The following is a 16,831-nucleotide window of genomic DNA, read 5'->3' as shown; positions in this document are numbered from 1 at the left end:
ACTAAAGACTTCCCGGCCGAAGCGGATGTCGAACGACCGCTACAACTGCTCCTCGGACTCAAGAAATCGATCATTGAAGGAGTTCGAGTAGCGACCTCAGTCTTTTGGATAACTTTTCGCGCATCGGACACGCGTTGTACTATCTTGGCGGGAAATCCGGAGAGGGGCATGCATTATCGCCAAAGGTCGGTGCTGTTCGCGGCGCCTTGGCTGATCATCGGAGCTGCCGCAGTAGGCGCGTCAGGCGGCATAACAGTTGCAGACTTCGATAAGCCAGAACTGCTGTTCGCCGCGCTGTTTGTCGGCCTCGTCACCGGCATGGCCCTCGAACAGCTCCTAGCCACAACGAGAAAACAGTCGCGGCAGCAGAAAAGCAGATCACGCCAGGAGGAAAGGCGCAGTGATGAGCATATCGCGCTGGGACCCTGGCGTCCGATGTCAGCTGCAGCGCCATTGAGACCAGTCGACGCCGCAGATCAGCTGCGTATCGTGATGCGCTCGCAATTCACTACTCAGCCATTGCTGAACAAGAGCGAGGCCCGCGTGTTTCGGGAGCTCGACAGCATCGTGATCGGTTGCAATTCATCATGGCAGGTCATGGCGCAGGTGTCGTTGGGCGAGATCCTCCGAAGCACCGATGCGGACGCCTACAGTTGCATCAACTCAAAGCGCGTCGACTTACTGCTCGTGGACAGCAATTGCCGGCCGCGGCACGTCATCGAATACCAGGGCGGCTCGCACTACCAAGGCGCCGCGGCCGCGCGCGATGCGGTCAAAAAGGAGGCGCTGCGACGCGCCGGCGTCGGCTACCACGAGGTGGTGGCTGGCCATACGACCCCATCGGAACTCAGGCGATTGGTCGAAAAGCTGGTGGACAAACCGATTGTCAGCTAACGCGCTCCCGTCACTCACGCCTGCACCGCTGAGCCGCTTCCATCAGGTGAAACCATCGCCGATATTGATGGTGCGGAGGTACAACCGAGATGATCTCCGATTTCCGGCAGTTCGCCAAAATCTGATGCCGGCCATCCACGGAGACATCGAGGACTGAGAGGATTCCGCTGGCATCGTGATCGAACCAACCGAATTCAGGCCCATAAGGCGCATTCGTCGCAAGCCATCGCAATTGACGTGTTCGGCACAGTCAAGATGAGCACAAATCGCGACCGCATCTTCGACGCCCTCGCCGCGAGAGTAGGTGTGGCGCCGGGTGTCCATGGGAGATAACACTCGAGTGGACGGATACCGATCGGCTTCTGGGAGAACCCAGGCCCACGCAGGTTGATGTACTTGCCGTCGGCTCGAAGGCTGCGCTTGTCATAGAGTGCAAATTCGGCCTTGTCGCGCTCGGGCGAGCGCCAATGCGACGGAAGCAATGCCGACCAGATCAACCCGGCTAACGGCTTGCACGCCCGCTGCGCTCTCACAGGCAAAGGCATTCGCTACGGGGACTACACTCCAGAGGTCTTCGCGCTCGATCCGGCTGTTGCGCGACCATACGCCCTGCCCATTTAAGACCAATGCTCTATCAGTGGATGCGCAACGCCGTGCTGGCGGCAGCGTTTGGCAAACAACACGGCCTTCAAGCGGCGGCCCTCGCAGCCCTTTGCCGATCATCCCAGTTTTCCGACGGCCCAAAGCGAAGCGAGGCCTAATGGTTGCTGGCCCCGGTGGCCGGGCTACCGTCACACCCGTTTCCTACCAGCAGAACATTGCGATCGCTTGTCACGTCGGCCTCGACCAAGAACTTTGGAACGACCTTTCTGCATGGGGCGGTCGAAAGATCGCAATGGCTGCCTTACGAAGATCGGTTTCCAAGAGGTTTGAAATGGATACTGATATCTGGGATCGGGCCTTCTATGACGATGGCGAATGGGTTTCCTGGTCGGATGTGGACGAACAGCTGCGATATCAGGAGTGGCGCGCCAAATATCCGAACGCAGGCACATCTTTGGTTCCGCATTTTGAGGAGCTCCTATCGCTGACAGAAAGCTACCACCTTAAGACTGGTCGTCATCTCAATGTGTAAACAGGGCGCTGACGGTCGGCTTGGCAACGACCATGTTGAGATCAAAACCATCACGTCGTTCAAATCAAAGGACGAGGTTTTCGTGAAGGTATCAGGTAATTTCAGCAAGCTTCTCGTCTTGAAGATCAACGCCGACTTCGAAGTCTCATCCCGCATGGTTGATCGAAAGAAGCTTCCCAAGGCGGCGAAACCTCTCCTGAGGCTAAGGTGGAACGATCTGCCCCACGCCAAGTGAGAGCTCCGATATAGCGTCTCCCTCTGGAGGACGGTCGACCCGGTGTCAGTCTATTGACCATGGGGTGCCTTTCAACAATTCAGCAGTTGAAAGGATGCGCACCGCCCCCCTTCGTCAAACCAAATACAATGATCGGGATTTCATCATTTTATCGCACATGAACGACATTAGCGGCTCACCAAGGCGCTCAACTTAATGATATTCGCGATAGATGTCCGATATGGCCAAGAGCGCGAAACCGACCCAGTACCTGGTAAGACAACCGCGCTCGACGGCTTCTTCTATCAGAAAGTCTCTCTCAGTATCGCCTTCGAACTTCGTGAGCAAGGCGACCTCTTAGGTTGATATCGAAGTTCAACCATTAGCTAACGGCGCGCCACACCGCTGAATGGCTATACTCTTGGGGTCAATGCAACGCTGCCTCTTATATGGCCACGAATGACAGGATGTCAGCATCGAGCCTACCAAGGGCAATCGTAAGCGCCGCAGTCTGTGGCAATTGCGGTTGTGGCGGCTGCTAGGCCTAGCAGGGCATGCTCGAAGCACAACCGCGACAAGGTTTACCCATCCTATAAACCGATTGACAAAAGGTGAAATCTGGAGATTCAATACTGTTAGTTGGGGAGTAAGTATCAATGCAGGTATTTATAGTTGACTGCGAGATGCTCTTTGAGCGTCTCGCGGCACGGACCTTTATTGTTTGTATTGTAGTATTTGCGTGTTGCGCGATGGTAGCAGCCTGTACTCCGTCGTTACAGAGTGGCCCCCAACGCCTGTTTACGGCAGCGGAGGAGACATCGCTGATTAAGCAGCAGGTCGGCCCTCCGGATTTCAAATTCTACAGTGCTTCCACGACCGGGGAGAGGATAAAATACCGAAATAACTACATAGCCGCCCGCATGTACGCTATGGATGTCGCCTATACGGAATATGAAAACGCGCTAACCACTGAACGCCAAACTGTTGGTTTCGTAGGATCATCCGCGAACATTGCACTAAACACCGCTGCTACTCTTGTCACGCCTACCTCCACTAAAACAGCTATTTCGGCTGTGGCGGCTGGCCTATCTGGAACGCGTGCGGCCTACAATGATGACGTTCTTCTAAAGAATTCTGTCGACTTGCTACAGACTCAGATGCGCGCCAATCGCGCGAATGTAGCCGCAACGATATTCCGGAGGATGTCTCACGACGACAGCGTATACCCGCTCGCTATGGCACTGTCTGATCTAGAAGACTACTACCGCGCCGGGACAATGACGGGGGGCATTATAAAAGCGCAATCGACGGTTAGTGCAGCCGAACAACTAGCGGTCGAAAACAAAGAGGCAGCGATCTTATATCAAATCTCTGAGAGACCGTCCCAGGTCGCGTTGCGTAATGCGTTAGCGCCTAACGGAATTTATAACCAGTCACTTGCAGCCAAAATCAAAGCAGCTCTTTCTCGCGATAACATTTCAGTAAAGCTGGGGGATATCGTCACGAACCCCCAGTATGGCCAACTTGCCGATAAGCTCGCAGCCGAACTCGGCATCAGATACTAGAGGTGGTTGTCAATGGTCACTCGAGTTATCCAAAATCTATCCCCTGGCACGGCCCAGCAGACCAAGGTCATATACGAGGCGGAGGGCGCAGCCGTTATTCTCATTACCGAGGCAAACGGCACGATTACAGCAATTGTGACTGACGCCGCGCCGGCTCCGTCCGTCGATCCGGCCACACCTGAAGCAGGCGAGAGCGACATCGCGCACGGGCCAATCACGATGACGAATACGGAAGCCTCCCAGGATTATGCGAGCACCGCAGTGACCCTGTGCGAACAGGAGTGGGAATACTTTGGGCGCCAGGAATATAACGCCAGCGGCGCAGCTGTCCGCGTCGGACATAAGGAAGCAGAAGGCGAATGGGCAAAAAGGATTGGTGAATATTGGCGTTTTGGGGTCAATATTTCGGGTTTAGATGGAACGAACACTGACCATCCGTGGTCTGCCGCATTTATCTCCTGGATAATGCGATCAGTGCGGAACAATGAGACTCTCTTCAGATATTCCAGTCGTCACTCGGTCTTCATTTCCCAGGCAATTCGACGCCGCCTTGCTGGTGTTGAAGCGGGCTTCTGGGGCCATCGTCTTAACGAACACCGCCCGCTGATCGGTGACATCGTCTGCTATGCGCGGGAATCGGGTGTTGACTATGATCATCAGAAATCGGGCGACTATGATGGCCACAGTGACATTGTTGTTCAAGTGGATGAGTCTCAGGTTTGGGTAGTCGGTGGGAATGTCGGAAATTCTGTCACCAAGCGACCTCTCGATCTTGATTCGAGCGGATATATCAAGCCGGGGATCGTCTCCGGTGAGCTATTATTTGCAATAATGGAATGCCGTATAGACCGCCCTGTAACTCAACTTGAGGATGGACCATCAGACCCTACAGATGCTGTGGGAGATGTGGTGACGCCACAAATTCCATCCGCAACTGCCACTGTCATTGCTTGGGGAAAGAAAGTTTCAGCGGAATTTCGCGCTCGCATTGTTGCAATTGCTGATAGGCTTTCATGCGATCCCAGCCACCTCATGGCCGCAATGGCGTTCGAAACCGGGGAAAGCTTCTCACCATCGAAAACAAATCCCTACTCGAATGCGACGGGGCTTATCCAATTCATGCCAAAAACTGCAATTAGCCTAGGAACAACCATCCATTTGCTTGCGCAGATGAGCGCTGTTCAGCAATTGGAATACGTCGAAAAGTATATGTCTCCGTTCTCAGGAAAAATGCACAGTCTGTCCGACGTCTACATGGCAATCCTGTATCCTAAGGCGGTGGGGAAACCAGAGGCGCAGGTTTTGTTTTCGCAAGGTACGCCTGCCTACACCCAAAACGCCGGGCTAGATACGAACGACGACGGTGTCGTTACCAAGGGGGAGGCGACATCAAAAGTTCAAGCCATGTTAGCGAAAGGTCTTTCAACAAACCTAGCGGGCTGAATACCGGGGAGCCAACAACCATGCCAACGAATGACGACGATTTAACCGATGACGGTCAAATCCCTTCCACACCCGGGACGCCGGCTGACGGACAAGGCTCGGAGGCAAACGACACTGAGAGTAATATTGCGCCCAAGGGCGGAACTCCTCTGGGCCATGTGACCCAGGATGCCAAAGTAGCGCCCGCACCAGCACCTGTTGCCAACCCAGAAGTGCGGGCAGAGCAAATTGACACCGCAACTGCATTCAAGTCGGTAGCACTGTTCGCTGCCACCATCGCAGGTTGGTTAGCATGGCCGCTAAAAATAGCCATTCTATTGATCGCTGTGGTCGCAATTGTGTGGTCGACGCTTTATTTTGTTCACCTCGTCGTGCCATCTAGCGTACTGCCCGAGGAAGTGGCAGAGTTCAAACAAAATCTATTCAAGAATGCAGATGTCTACTTGGGACGGCAGCCAGAAGAGAATAATAAATACAATCCGGCAATGTCTATAGGAGCGTCTGTCCAACTTTTACTAAATAGCTGCTTACCTGAACAGACGGAATCTAATGGTGAGTTGTACAGCAGAGCTCAAGGGCTCTTCCAAAGCGTCGCAATATTCGCACAAGAAATTGCCGTTACATCTGGGCAATATTTCCTGGAGTTGAGCCGACTACGCAGTAAAACTGTTTGGTACGCGTCAGTATTAATCGTACTTGGAATGTTGACTACGATTGTCTCCGCATTAAATTCTTCTCAGTTTGGCAGCGGATCAAGCAACTCAGCTTCGTTTATTAAGATTGTGGCTATAATTTTGCCAGCACTGGCAACCGCCATTACAGCGTACGCCGCCTTGAACGCATCAAGTGATCAAACAGCACTTAAATCTCAGCTCGTATTCAATCTAACCGCGCTCGGCGCGCAGATGAATACCGATTTAAATGCGATTCACTGCCCAATTAAATCCGACAGCGAGATCGACGCGGTTTACAAGAAAATGGCAGCCTGGCGCCAGAAACAGACAGACTCGATATTGAGTGTTGAGTTCTCGCAGGGGCGGCCGAAGAGCGGTCCCACAGGTGACGGTGGTGATCTAAATGGGGATGGGGACATGCCTAGATTGCCGGAAGGTTCAGTCACGCCTGCTGAGGAACAAACTCGGCGTGCAACTACACCCAACGAATAGAAGACAAAATATGACGGCTGCCAGCTACTCGGCATGATCCTCTGTGAAGTCATCATCAGCTCGGACAAAACGCTTGCAAATCCGACGCGCGTGGCTCGCAGGCCGATACCGATTAACGCGTTGGCGTCAACGTGCAGCGAAAATCGCGCTTACCCTGATGGTACCAGGGGCCACCATCGCAGATTGATTGAACAGATGCCAACGTGAGTACATTATCGACGAATTGAGACTAAGCAGCACGGGTGGATGCTTGTGTAGCGGCGTACCAAGCCTACCATCGGCTCAGATACACACGGTTCCTGCCGCGCCCGACGTCCGCCCCAGGTGTATGAGGTCCTCGTCGATAGAAGCGCGTAAGTTCTCTGAAATTCTCTCCGAGCTTTTTAAAGCCTCCAGCTCGTTGAGAAGGCTGTCCATCTCCTCTCTCGCTCCCTCCGCGAGTGCGAAGCGCGCCATGATCATTGTGTGGCGAGTTGCGGGTGGGATCTTGCTCGAAGGAATGTCGGAAAATATTTCCTGAAGCGTTGTTAGGAATTTCTGCACATTGTCCAGATCGCCTTGCTTGGTAAAGTAGTAGAGGACGTTGTTGAGAACGAGCACTGTAAGATCTTCATCGTTGCGTATCGATGCTAGAGTGTCCTGCCAGATCGATGGCGGTTCTTGCGCGAGCTTCTCAGGAAGATTGTCCATGACTAGGTCGGGCGCTTTCTCTTTCGCAATTGCAATCAGAATTCCGGCCTCGTTGAGGTAGCGTGGATCCCAGTATTGGCTACCACGTGTCTTTTGTTTGATTGCATTGGCGCGAATAATATCCCTAAGCGACTTTTCGATTGTTTCTGATTTGATGTCCTTTGTTGAATGCCGCCTGGCCAATGCACGAAAATAATAGGCCTCGTGTTTTGGGGTAGTGGCTGCGTCGGTAGCAATCGCAGTATTGAAGAATGCGAGGCCGATTTCCCAAGCCATCAACGACGACAATAAATATCCCGTTGCGACTTGCCGCTCGTAGTCCGAATCCGCTGTCTTGCTTTTGATGAAGCTTGACAAAATCGATTTCGCATCTTTGCTATTGCCGAGCCAAGTGACTGATCTATCTCCATATATCTGGAGGGAGTAAGGCATTTCCTCCAGGGGCAATTTGGCAGTGTAGATCGGATCCAACCTGCTCTTGTTTCGCTGCGCTCGTTCCTCCAGGGCTACGAGATATTCTCGGTCGAGCTGATCCAGGACGCCGATCACCGCAATCTCGGCATTACTTCTTTCGAAATCGCGTGCGACTTCCGACGCGCGCTTCAATAGCAGTTCGTGAACTGGCGTTTGGTCTCCGATGAAACGACGTATTTCCTTTATCGATGTCTCTTCGGCCAAACGAAAGGTCTGCGCTGTCGGCACTGAGCTGAAAGCTGAAGCCGCGATCGTCAGGTCATCTGTTTCGGCCCAGAGCCGATGTACGTCGTCAATAAGTCGCGCAAGATGAGGCTGCATGTCACGATCAAAGTCCGATCCCGTAGCTTTCAGCCGAGTCACGGTTTCCTTCAAAAGCCAGTAACGGTCCTCAATCTCTTCCTTGAACGTTTTGTTGCTTTTTTTGATCGTTTCGTAGAGGCCGAGAAGTCGTGGATGCATTAGATACACACCCTTGCATTCAGCCTGTTCTCGATTGTCGGCAAGGATTTCTCGCATCGTGCGACTTCGCGTGACCAAAACGCAAGGACGCTTGTAGAAGCCTGCAGTATTGATGGCCTGAAGCCTTGCAAGCGCGACCGCGTCGATCATATTTGCCGAGCGCGGAGCGTCCGGCCTTCGTTCTTCCAAACGTTTGTTCCACCAATCAATGCTATTTTGAGAGGGCGGAGCCTCTCGGCTGGGTCCCAAAGGTGGGGAACGAAATTGAGCCTGGGTGGTCAGTTGTTTAAGGCGTTCTCTCGGCTGCAGCTCATTGACGAGGAGCATTTTGAGGGCTGGAGCATTTTGATAGATGTCATGAAGGCTGGCCAGAACGGCTTGCTGACTTGCATTGGGACCGAGCGCTGAGAGCCGCTCCGCCAGCTCTTTCGCCTTTCGGAGCTGCGGCTCGCTTTGGACCGCTTCCAACATCGAAGCGAGATCAGACAGGCTTTCGAGCCGCAGGTTTCGTCTCAGATTGTCGAGCTCTACTCGGTAGGTAGGAAGTAATATGATCGGTCTTTTCGAAAAAAAAAGTTCGTCAAGAAGGGCCAGATTCAAGGCAATCTGGCGCCCCTGGTTTTCGACCTCTGTATAACTGACATCATGGTCGTCAAAAACATAGCAATACGCTCTTATTTCCGTAAAATCGCAAGACAGTATGAGGTCGTCGGCGTCAGGAAAGTCCTCGAAGGCCGTCACGATGCTCTCATCGTCAATGATGTGCCGTTGAACAGAAGATAAATAATTGCCGAGGTTCGGAGTTGGTGACATGCTGCTATGCGGCCTTTCCATACTCCGGATAAAGATATTGGAGCGAAACACCGCTTAATTGCCCGAGCAGTTTCAAAGCGCGGTCAGAGAGGTTGACTTCATCAACGAACGCTCTCGTTGGATAGATTAGCGAGAATGGGCCGGGTAATAAGATCGACCACCTGATGCGGTTGCCCCAAGTATGATATTGAAGGTGACTCGACTGTTCGATCAATTCTAGAAACCGATTTTCCAAGGGCTCGATGAATTTCTCAAGCTCGTGCTGCGGGTTTCTGCTGAAAATGTTCCCTAGCTGGTGCTGGCGCGCAAAAAGACTGGCAAATACGACATCATCGTGCATGACGGCCTGAACGTCTGCGAGACTTCCAGCCATGAATATTTCTGTGGGAAGGGGCGCCACGCCTACCCTATCCCATTCAAGGCTATAGTCACTGGCGAATGATGCTCGCCCTTGCCAATATTGATAAAGATCATAAAGCTCCTCCTCCAATTGCGCCTCGCTGGCGCGCGCGACAATACCGACGGTCGCAAGCAACGACGCGCAATATTGATGAATTTGCCCGAATGAATGTTCATCGATATCCCGGCTCCTGATATCCTCAATGAGGAGACGGTGTCCGTCATATGCCCAACCTTTGATGCCGTTGAAAAAACCGCTCATTGGCTTACGGAGCCTTCACCATCAATCGCCCGCGCATTTCATCGAGCTTGTCGCCGAGCTTCCCGAGACCGGATAGCAGTCTGTTGTCGGACGCCTGGTTGAGACCTTGGACGAACACCCGGTAGTCATCGAGCGTCTTACAGAACATCTCTTCTTCTCCGCCATCGAAACATTGTTGAAGATGTTCAATGGAAAATAGAATGAAAGAATCCCAGGAGTGCTTCCGTCTCACCGAGTCACGGTTCAGAAGTTCTTGCAAATTGACCGGAAGGTCCAGGTCAAGAGCCAACCGATCTTGTGCGAGAATGTGGCTTCGCGACGATTTGAGATTATTGACCTTATCCAATTCGAACGCAATTTTCTCAGGATTATTGCGCAGTAGCTTTACGACCGCCGGCCTCGACGTCTTGAACAAAACCGCCATCTCGGTGTGCCATATTTGGTTTGTACAGTGATGGGCGTGTTTCCAGGGTGTTATATCGACCGGGACAAACGAAAATTGGATCATTGCCTCGCGGATCGTGGTGACCTCGTCAGCAACCTTCCCGAGTTCTGACATGACCTTCCGGTCCTTTGTTCCCCGCCCCTCCATCGCTCGGTCTAAGCATTCGACAATCGCATCAATAGCTGTAGGAATGCGCGATACGGATTCCAAACGCTCCATGGTATGCCTACAAAATAAATGAGAGATGACGAGGTTGCAGTCTAGCACCAATTCAACTGAACGCAATCCAAAACGGTTGTTTGCTTGCCGTTTTTAAAAGTTTCCCGAACGCGTGCTGTCTATCGATGAATCGTTATTGCCGATTGCGGAGCCTGGGGAGGGATTTAACTATCCAGGCCAGTCGCTGATGCTTCCGTCACTCTCGTTCTCGAGGAGCGCGATGCGTGCTTCTGCTAAGGCCTTTTTATAGGCTGCCGAGCTCGGCCGATTGTGAGCGTATTGATCGAGCGCTTCCACCAACATTCCGGTTGCAGTGAAAGTTTTCCCTGCCGGTGAAATACCACAGGCGGCGATCCGTATATTGCCTGAGGGCCTCCAGGCGGTCTTGGTCCAAATCTCTCCGCGGCGTGGCATATCTCGCACGACTTCTGTGAGCTTCTCTTCTAAACTGAGCTTTGGCCTTGCCGCTACGAATGTTTCGTCTGCGGTGAAGAACACGATCTGCACGGTTTCGGAAGGAGCTCCAAGCACGCCGATGTAGCAGTCGATCGGACCGCCGCTCTTCGTTTCCGTGTCCGGATCGAGCCGGGCGATAATGGCCGGCCTTGAATACAGGGGAACTGCAGCACTTCCACCATCGGGCACGGCAAGGTGAAGTTTAATCCCATCTCCCTGATGGCAACTGACTAAGGCGGCCATCGCTCTAAAGGCGTCCGTCACGTTTAATCCGCTCAGTAGCCGCTCGTACATAAGGCGTGAAATCGCAACCGCCGCCTGATCGACAATAGGCGCCGACGTGCCGATGGCCAGCATTCCCCTTCCAGCCAGGATTTTTGCGATATGTTGGCTTTCGCACGCGTTGAGGAAAACCAGTTTGGGGAGTGCCAAAGGATCGAGCAGATCGGCAAGCGCTTCCCCGCTCACTTCGACGGGTTGGCGCTCTCCCTCCCCGTCGAATGGTTCGCGAGCGAACCATAAACCGGCAGCCGTTCCATGGACGGCAATGTGCAGGATATCCGGCTTGTGTCGGGAGAGAAAGAGGGGAAGCTCCTCAATGGTGACGTCGGGCAGAAAGATCGGTTGCACGACGTCATAGCTCGCCTCCGCGATGCTTTGATTGAGATCCATGATTTCACGCTCGATCGCGAGCGATTCTGCCGTTGGAGTGCGAGACGCGATGTACACAATTTTCATTGTCGCTCCGCTGATCTTGAAGTCGAGAAAAATTCGAACAGAGTATCTAAAGTTGCAAGCGGCTATTTCTCCACGGAGTGAACCGCGCCGGTGCCGGAGGCTGGTTGGTTTAAGTTATGCGGCCGTGGCTGCTTCGTCCAGCATGGCGTAATACTGCTCCTCGGCTTCGGCTGGCGGATGTTGCCGATGGGATCCAGGAGCCGTCGATGGTTGAACCAGTCGATCCATTCTAGGGTGGCGAATTCCACCGCTTCGAAGCTGCGCCACGGTCCGCGCCGATGGATGACCTCGGCCTTGTAGAGGCCGTTGACCGTTTCGGCGAGGGCGTTGTCGTAAGCGTCGCCGACGGTTCCGACGGAAGGCTCGATGCCTGCCTCGGCCAGTCGCTCCGAATACTTGATCGACATGTATTGAACGCCCCTGTGCGAGTGGTGAATCAGGCCGCCACCATGAACGGGACGCCGCTCATGAAGCGCCTGATCGAGGAAACCGCTGCCCATCGCGAGGAATATTCGCTGGTGATCCAAAACCATCCGCACTGCTCGGGCGCGGACCACGCGGCTGATCCCTCCGACCTACGTCAAGCCCCACGTAAAGCGTCAAAAGAACGCCACTGCCGATGCGGAAGCTATCGCTGAGGCCGCATCTCGGCCGACCATGCGCTTCGTTGCGGTCAAAACTGAGGAGCAAGAAGCGAGATCGGCGGTCTTCCGCGCCGTAGGCCCCAACCATGCCTGACGCCTTGAACGTTGCTGCTATCCCCGAGGTGCGCGCGCCAGTCCTCGCCCGATGTCCGTCATGTCTCTATCGCTCGCGTCGATCGCGTCGAGTTCGCAGGAGCTGAGCAGATTTGGCGTGATCGTCGATGGGCTCCGGGTGCCTGTTTTGAACGCTTGCCAGTGCAGTGCTGCGAGCCCTGCGACGTGTGGGCAGGCCATGCTCGTTCCGTCCATCGCGACGAGACCATTCAGGGCTCCTCCGACATTCGCCTTCGCCGAAACAATGCCCACGCCCGGACCGACCAAGGTCGGCTTGGAGTTTGAAAAATCTGCAACCCTTAGCCCGTTTTTGCTTTGCATCATTGCCCCTACCGAAATCACGCCTTCCGCAGCGGCAGGTGACGAGCGGGATATCGCGAAGGGCTTGTGTCCAAGACGATTGCTTTCATTTCCTGCCGCAGCAACGATAATCGCCGATCGATTCAATCCCTCTTGCGAACGATTGATTTGCATGATCGCGTCGAATAACCGCACGTTCTCCCGGAATGCTTCAAGCGCCTCGGAGGTGGCGGCCTCGCCGGGAACACCTTGGGCAACAAGTTCATCCCGAAAGGAGACAAAATCAAATCCGAGCGACATCGAGATTACATTGGCCCCGCCCGCCAGCGCCCACTGAATGGCGTCGATCAGCGCTTCCGTCCCGGCCCCTTCACCAATAACTTTACCAATGAGCGCTTTAGTCACGCCGGGCGCGACACCAATCCTGACGCCATTGACATCGCGGCCGAATATCGTGCCAGCGCAATGCGTACCGTGACCATCCTCGTCTTCAGGAGACCCGGCGGTGAAGTTTTTCTGAATAATCGTCAGTTTTGGGTCCTGGAAAGCAAGGTGCTGTTGATGAATTCCAGTGTCCAGGACCGCGACCGTGACCCCCTCCCCGCGAGATGCTGTTGCCATCACACTGGTTGCGTGCAGACCCCATGAGAACCCCGCTGATTTTGTCTCCGCCACCGCCCGGTCGTCATCATCCGCGGCTTTCGGCCGTATAAGCTTCAGCGGCATCGCACGACCGAAAGCCACGACCTGATCGCTCCTCCTGGCCTCTTCGTAAGCATCTTTGGTATCGTCCACCACGACGACCTGGGCTTCGCCGTTGACACTCTTTCGCTCCAGCGTTTTGGGAGTCAGTCCCCCACGATACTTCGTTACGGTCGCACGCGGTGCCGTGAGCTTGAGCATGATGAGCTTGGCCAAGATTTCCCCCAAAAAGATCCGCAATCTAGAATATATTAATGCTGAGTTCGAGTCACTGTCGGGAGAGGGGCGGACCTGAAGATTTTGTACATCGCTTCCGCGCACCGGAAGCCGAAGCTTTGGCGATAGAGCGCGAAATCACGGATCTGCAACAAAGCATGCCAAGGAAAGCTTCGAGAGCGTTCAGGGAATATTCTTTCCGGACGTTATTCTTGAAGGGCTTCCCTTGGCTCTCTCACGCGATAGGCCTGATATCTTGCACATCACGGTGCGCGGATCAGCTGACGGTCTGTGTTTCGGATGGGAGGCATTGACGGCCAAGATGATCGAAAGCTGGTTAAGCTAGTGGGGGCGGCACTGGCTGACTTGCTCGACCCATTACACCTTCCAACATTTATATTCCTTAACGCGTTCGAAAGCTACGAGGGGCTAAGATATTGCCAGCCGCGGCATGATCGCGACTGGCACTTCCCCACTAGTCATTGATCAAAACGATGATTTCCGCCTCGAGATTGATGTACGTGCGGATATAAAGACTATTTCGGACGTCTACCGCGCGGTGAACGCTCTAGTTGTGAGCTTCCAATAGGTTGTCCATTCGATCCGGACCGGGAAAGCTAAGGTTGTCGAAGCTTCAGTGATTCTCGGGGGACCGAATGGACATCCATATGAATGCCCGCCTCACGCCGCGCAGTCGAGCGGTAATTGCGCACCGCGTGCTGATCGAAGGACAGCGCCCGATGGCCGTCGCCGCGGCTTTCGGCGTCTGCGTGAAGACCGTTTACAAATGGGTGAGGCGCTATCGACAGGAGGGCGAGGCCGGTCTCGATGATCGCAGTTCCCGGCCGCACCGCCTGTATCATCCGACCTCGCAGGCCACCGCCGCCCGGATCGAGACGTTACGCCGCCTGCGCATGACCGGCCAACACGTCGCCAAGGAGACGGGTGTCTCACCAGCCACAGTCAGCCGCATCCTCAAGCGCCTTGGCCTGAACAAGCTCAAGGCCTTGGCTCCGGCTGAGCCAGTGCGGCGCTACGAACGCGACCAGCCCGGCGAGCTCATCCATATCGACATCAAGAAACTCGGCAAATTCAACCGGACCGGCCACCGCATTACCGGCGATCGCACCGGGCAGAGCAACAGCCGCGGCATCGGTTGGGAATACGTCCATCTGGCCATCGACGACCACTCACGCCTGGCCTATTTGGAAATATTACCCGACGAGACGCGACGCTCCTGTCTGCGCTTTCTCTTCAATGCCTTGCGCTTCTTCAAAGCCCATGGCGTCAAGGTGCAGCGCGTCATGACCGACAACGGTACAAGCTTCCGTTCCCATCGATACGCCAAGGCGCTGCGGCGGCTCAGCATCAAACACATCCGCACCAAACCCTATACGCCAAAGACAAATGGTAAGGCCGAACGCCTCGTCCAGACCGCGCTACGCGAATGGGCCTATGCCAAGGCCTACGAAACCTCGCAGCAGCGCGCCACCGACCTGCCGCTCTGGCTCCACCGTTACAATTGGCATCGCCCGCACGGCAGCCTACAATCCAAACCGCCTGTCAGTAGACTCGGTCTGATCGGGGACAACCTGTTGAGGCTCCACATCTAGTCGGCAGCCATCAATCTGATGGAATCAGTCTTCATCTCGCTGTTCCCAACGGCGTAACTGCGGAAACGCCACTTGATTCCAGGCAGATATCGTTGTCATGAAAGCGACGGAAATCTCGCCAGATAGCCCAAAGGTTGAACTCTTTGAGCCCTCAGCATTTGCCCTGCTCTCCTGAGCTTGCCATACTTGCCAAATCTGCTCGACTGGGCAGGCAGATGCTTTGATAAGGGGGTGTTATGGCCAACGGCAACGCAAATCGGGCAGCGTTGATTGACGCTCTTGCGGCAATTGAGCACGAGCGGTGGGCCCATTGGCAACGTTATCTTCATTCCAAAGGACGCATCCAGGACGATGGTTCGCTTTTGCTGCCCGCGGAGCTGGTTGAGCGATGGGAGAAGCAAATCGACACAAAATTCGAGAATTTGTCAGAGGACGAGAAGGATAGCGACCGCGAACAGGTCCTGAAATACCTTCCACTCGTGGAAAAATGGGTTATATCAAGTTGATAGTGAGGAGCTGATGCCTGAAAATTTCGATACGTTCCGTGATCCCACATTGTCGATGTTCCAGTCCCTCGTGGACGACGTTGCTAGAAAGATCACCGAGCCGTCAAAAGCGGTTGGGCCGAAGATGCGTTCTCTCAAAAGGACAGGTTCATCCCTTCGGAGCATCGCCACGGATATTGCCCTCAGGGAAACTGGGCAGAAGCCCGCCGGTAGTGGGCCTGCGACCCGTAGTCTGGGCGGCACGAGCAAATTCTGCGCTGAGCTTGCACTTCAGTATATCAAGGCGCTTGCCACAGGTAACGAAGACGATCGAGCGGCTGTCAACGCCAAATATACCGGAAGCACGTGTGATGCTGCTTGGGTGAATACCCTCAAGGAATATCACGCCTATTTTGGCGCTGGCGGTCTGAGGCAAATCCCATACGTTAGCCCCTCGGTCATTGGCCGGCAAATCATCCCGATGAAGTCCGAGGCGCGTGTCGCACTGGTCGCCGACTGGGGCACAGGAGCTCAGCCTGCGATTCAGGTGCTTGGAGCCATCAGAGAGCTCGAGCCCGACGTGCTGATCCATCTGGGCGATATCTATTACTCTGGAACGCCGAACGAATGTGAGGAGAACTTCTTAGCACCGATAAATGGCACGCTACGTGCAAATCGCAACTGCAATGTCTATACACTCTCCGGCAACCACGACATGTATTGCGGCGGGGTAGGGTACTACGACCTAATCTCAAGGCTCAACGGAGATCCTTTCAAACAAAAGGCAAGTTTTTTTTGCTTGCGTGCTGACGACGATAGCTGGCAGTTCCTGGCCATGGACACGGGACTGCACGATCACAGCCCATATAGCGTCAGCGACGTGACGACATGGATCGAAGATGACGAGCTGAATTGGCTTTGCGACCGGATGCAGGAATTCAACGGCCAGACAATTCTTCTGTCCCACCACCAGCTTTTTTCCGCGTTCTCTGCGATTGGACCTGAGAAAGATGGCACGCGCTCTCCCCTCAATCCCAAGCTTATGAAGGCATTCGAGGCCCTCGCTGCAAAGGGAAAGATCGCGGGATGGTTTTGGGGGCATGAGCATTCGCTGACTATCTATCATGAGTTCGCAGGCCTTCAACGCGGGCGTTGCATTGGAAACGGCGCCATCCCCGTCCCCGATCTTGAGGATATCTATGAACCGGTTGCAGGCCTGCTAGACGCGCCAAAAATCGTTTCCAATACGATGGTGGCAACAACCGGCGGCGTTTGGAACAACGGTTTTGCTGTGTTGAAGCTCAGCAACGTGTCATGCGACGCCTCTTATTTTCAGGTCTCCAACGGTGAGAGCAAGTTGGTATATGTGGAGAGTTTTTAGC

The 16,831-nt window shown here is 54.3% G+C and carries 13 protein-coding genes and 2 pseudogenes; 9 read left to right on the top strand and 6 right to left on the bottom strand.

Features of this window, described 5'->3' with window-relative positions:
- The first annotated feature begins 168 nt into the window (after positions 1 to 168).
- The 5 genes from QD408_RS14210 (at position 169) to QD408_RS14190 (ending at position 6,417) form a co-directional block, all read left to right on the top strand.
- Positions 169 to 894: a DUF2726 domain-containing protein gene (locus tag QD408_RS14210; RefSeq protein WP_414139796.1), complete on the top strand. Its 726-nt coding sequence runs from the start codon at positions 169 to 171 to the stop codon at positions 892 to 894.
- Between the two features lie 760 nt (positions 895 to 1,654).
- Positions 1,655 to 2,029 carry a hypothetical protein gene (locus QD408_RS14205; RefSeq protein WP_414139740.1) on the top strand — a complete coding sequence of 125 codons (375 nt, stop codon included), beginning with the start codon at positions 1,655 to 1,657 and terminating at the stop codon, positions 2,027 to 2,029.
- Positions 2,030 to 2,899: 870 nt separating this feature from the next.
- Positions 2,900 to 3,808 (top strand): hypothetical protein, encoded by a 909-nt coding sequence (locus QD408_RS14200; RefSeq protein ID WP_414139739.1) that lies wholly within the window; start codon positions 2,900 to 2,902, stop codon positions 3,806 to 3,808.
- A 12-nt stretch (positions 3,809 to 3,820) separates the two neighbouring features.
- Positions 3,821 to 5,251, top strand: a complete 1,431-nt coding sequence (locus tag QD408_RS14195) for a DUF2272 domain-containing protein (protein ID WP_414139738.1) — start codon at positions 3,821 to 3,823, stop codon at positions 5,249 to 5,251.
- Positions 5,252 to 5,271: 20 nt separating this feature from the next.
- Positions 5,272 to 6,417, top strand: coding sequence for a hypothetical protein (locus QD408_RS14190; RefSeq protein WP_414139737.1), 1,146 nt, complete (start codon positions 5,272 to 5,274; stop codon positions 6,415 to 6,417).
- 282 nt (positions 6,418 to 6,699) lie between these two features.
- Here QD408_RS14190 and QD408_RS14185 read toward each other — a convergent pair whose 3' ends face one another.
- From QD408_RS14185 to QD408_RS14165, 5 genes and pseudogenes are all read right to left on the bottom strand, one after another.
- On the bottom strand, positions 6,700 to 8,784 hold the full coding sequence (locus QD408_RS14185) for a hypothetical protein (RefSeq protein WP_414139736.1): 2,085 nt from the start codon (positions 8,782 to 8,784) through the stop codon (positions 6,700 to 6,702).
- Between the two features lie 76 nt (positions 8,785 to 8,860).
- A complete protein-coding gene (locus tag QD408_RS14180; protein ID WP_414139735.1) occupies positions 8,861 to 9,517 on the bottom strand; it encodes a hypothetical protein in 657 nt (218 codons plus the stop codon).
- Positions 9,518 to 9,521: 4 nt separating this feature from the next.
- Complete coding sequence (locus QD408_RS14175; protein ID WP_414139734.1) at positions 9,522 to 10,181, bottom strand: hypothetical protein; 660 nt, start codon at positions 10,179 to 10,181, stop codon at positions 9,522 to 9,524.
- 168 nt (positions 10,182 to 10,349) lie between these two features.
- A complete protein-coding gene (locus tag QD408_RS14170; protein ID WP_414139733.1) occupies positions 10,350 to 11,375 on the bottom strand; it encodes a CHAT domain-containing protein in 1,026 nt (341 codons plus the stop codon).
- A gap of 114 nt (positions 11,376 to 11,489) precedes the next feature.
- A pseudogene (locus QD408_RS14165) lies at positions 11,490 to 11,860 on the bottom strand (integrase core domain-containing protein); the annotation flags it as partial.
- Between the two features lie 73 nt (positions 11,861 to 11,933).
- Between QD408_RS14165 and QD408_RS14160 the strand changes: the two are divergent.
- A pseudogene (locus tag QD408_RS14160) lies at positions 11,934 to 12,071 on the top strand (IS110 family transposase); the annotation flags it as partial.
- Positions 12,072 to 12,130: 59 nt separating this feature from the next.
- On the opposite strand, the gene QD408_RS14155 reads toward QD408_RS14160, so the two are convergent.
- Positions 12,131 to 13,351 carry a S8 family peptidase gene (locus QD408_RS14155; RefSeq protein ID WP_414139732.1) on the bottom strand — a complete coding sequence of 407 codons (1,221 nt, stop codon included), beginning with the start codon at positions 13,349 to 13,351 and terminating at the stop codon, positions 12,131 to 12,133.
- 656 nt (positions 13,352 to 14,007) lie between these two features.
- Here QD408_RS14155 and QD408_RS14150 point away from each other — a divergent pair.
- The 3 genes from QD408_RS14150 to QD408_RS14140 all read left to right on the top strand — a co-directional run bounded on the left by QD408_RS14150 (position 14,008) and on the right by QD408_RS14140 (position 16,830).
- On the top strand, positions 14,008 to 14,964 hold the full coding sequence (locus tag QD408_RS14150) for an IS481 family transposase (protein ID WP_414139731.1): 957 nt from the start codon (positions 14,008 to 14,010) through the stop codon (positions 14,962 to 14,964).
- A gap of 236 nt (positions 14,965 to 15,200) precedes the next feature.
- Positions 15,201 to 15,470 carry a hypothetical protein gene (locus QD408_RS14145; RefSeq protein ID WP_414139730.1) on the top strand — a complete coding sequence of 90 codons (270 nt, stop codon included), beginning with the start codon at positions 15,201 to 15,203 and terminating at the stop codon, positions 15,468 to 15,470.
- A 13-nt stretch (positions 15,471 to 15,483) separates the two neighbouring features.
- Positions 15,484 to 16,830 (top strand): metallophosphoesterase family protein, encoded by a 1,347-nt coding sequence (locus QD408_RS14140; protein WP_414139729.1) that lies wholly within the window; start codon positions 15,484 to 15,486, stop codon positions 16,828 to 16,830.
- Position 16,831: the final 1 nt, after the last annotated feature.

Source organism: Rhizobium sp. BR 249 (assembly GCF_047445895.1).
Lineage (GTDB): Bacteria > Pseudomonadota > Alphaproteobacteria > Rhizobiales > Rhizobiaceae > Rhizobium.
This window is presented reverse-complemented; position numbering and strand designations above follow the sequence as displayed.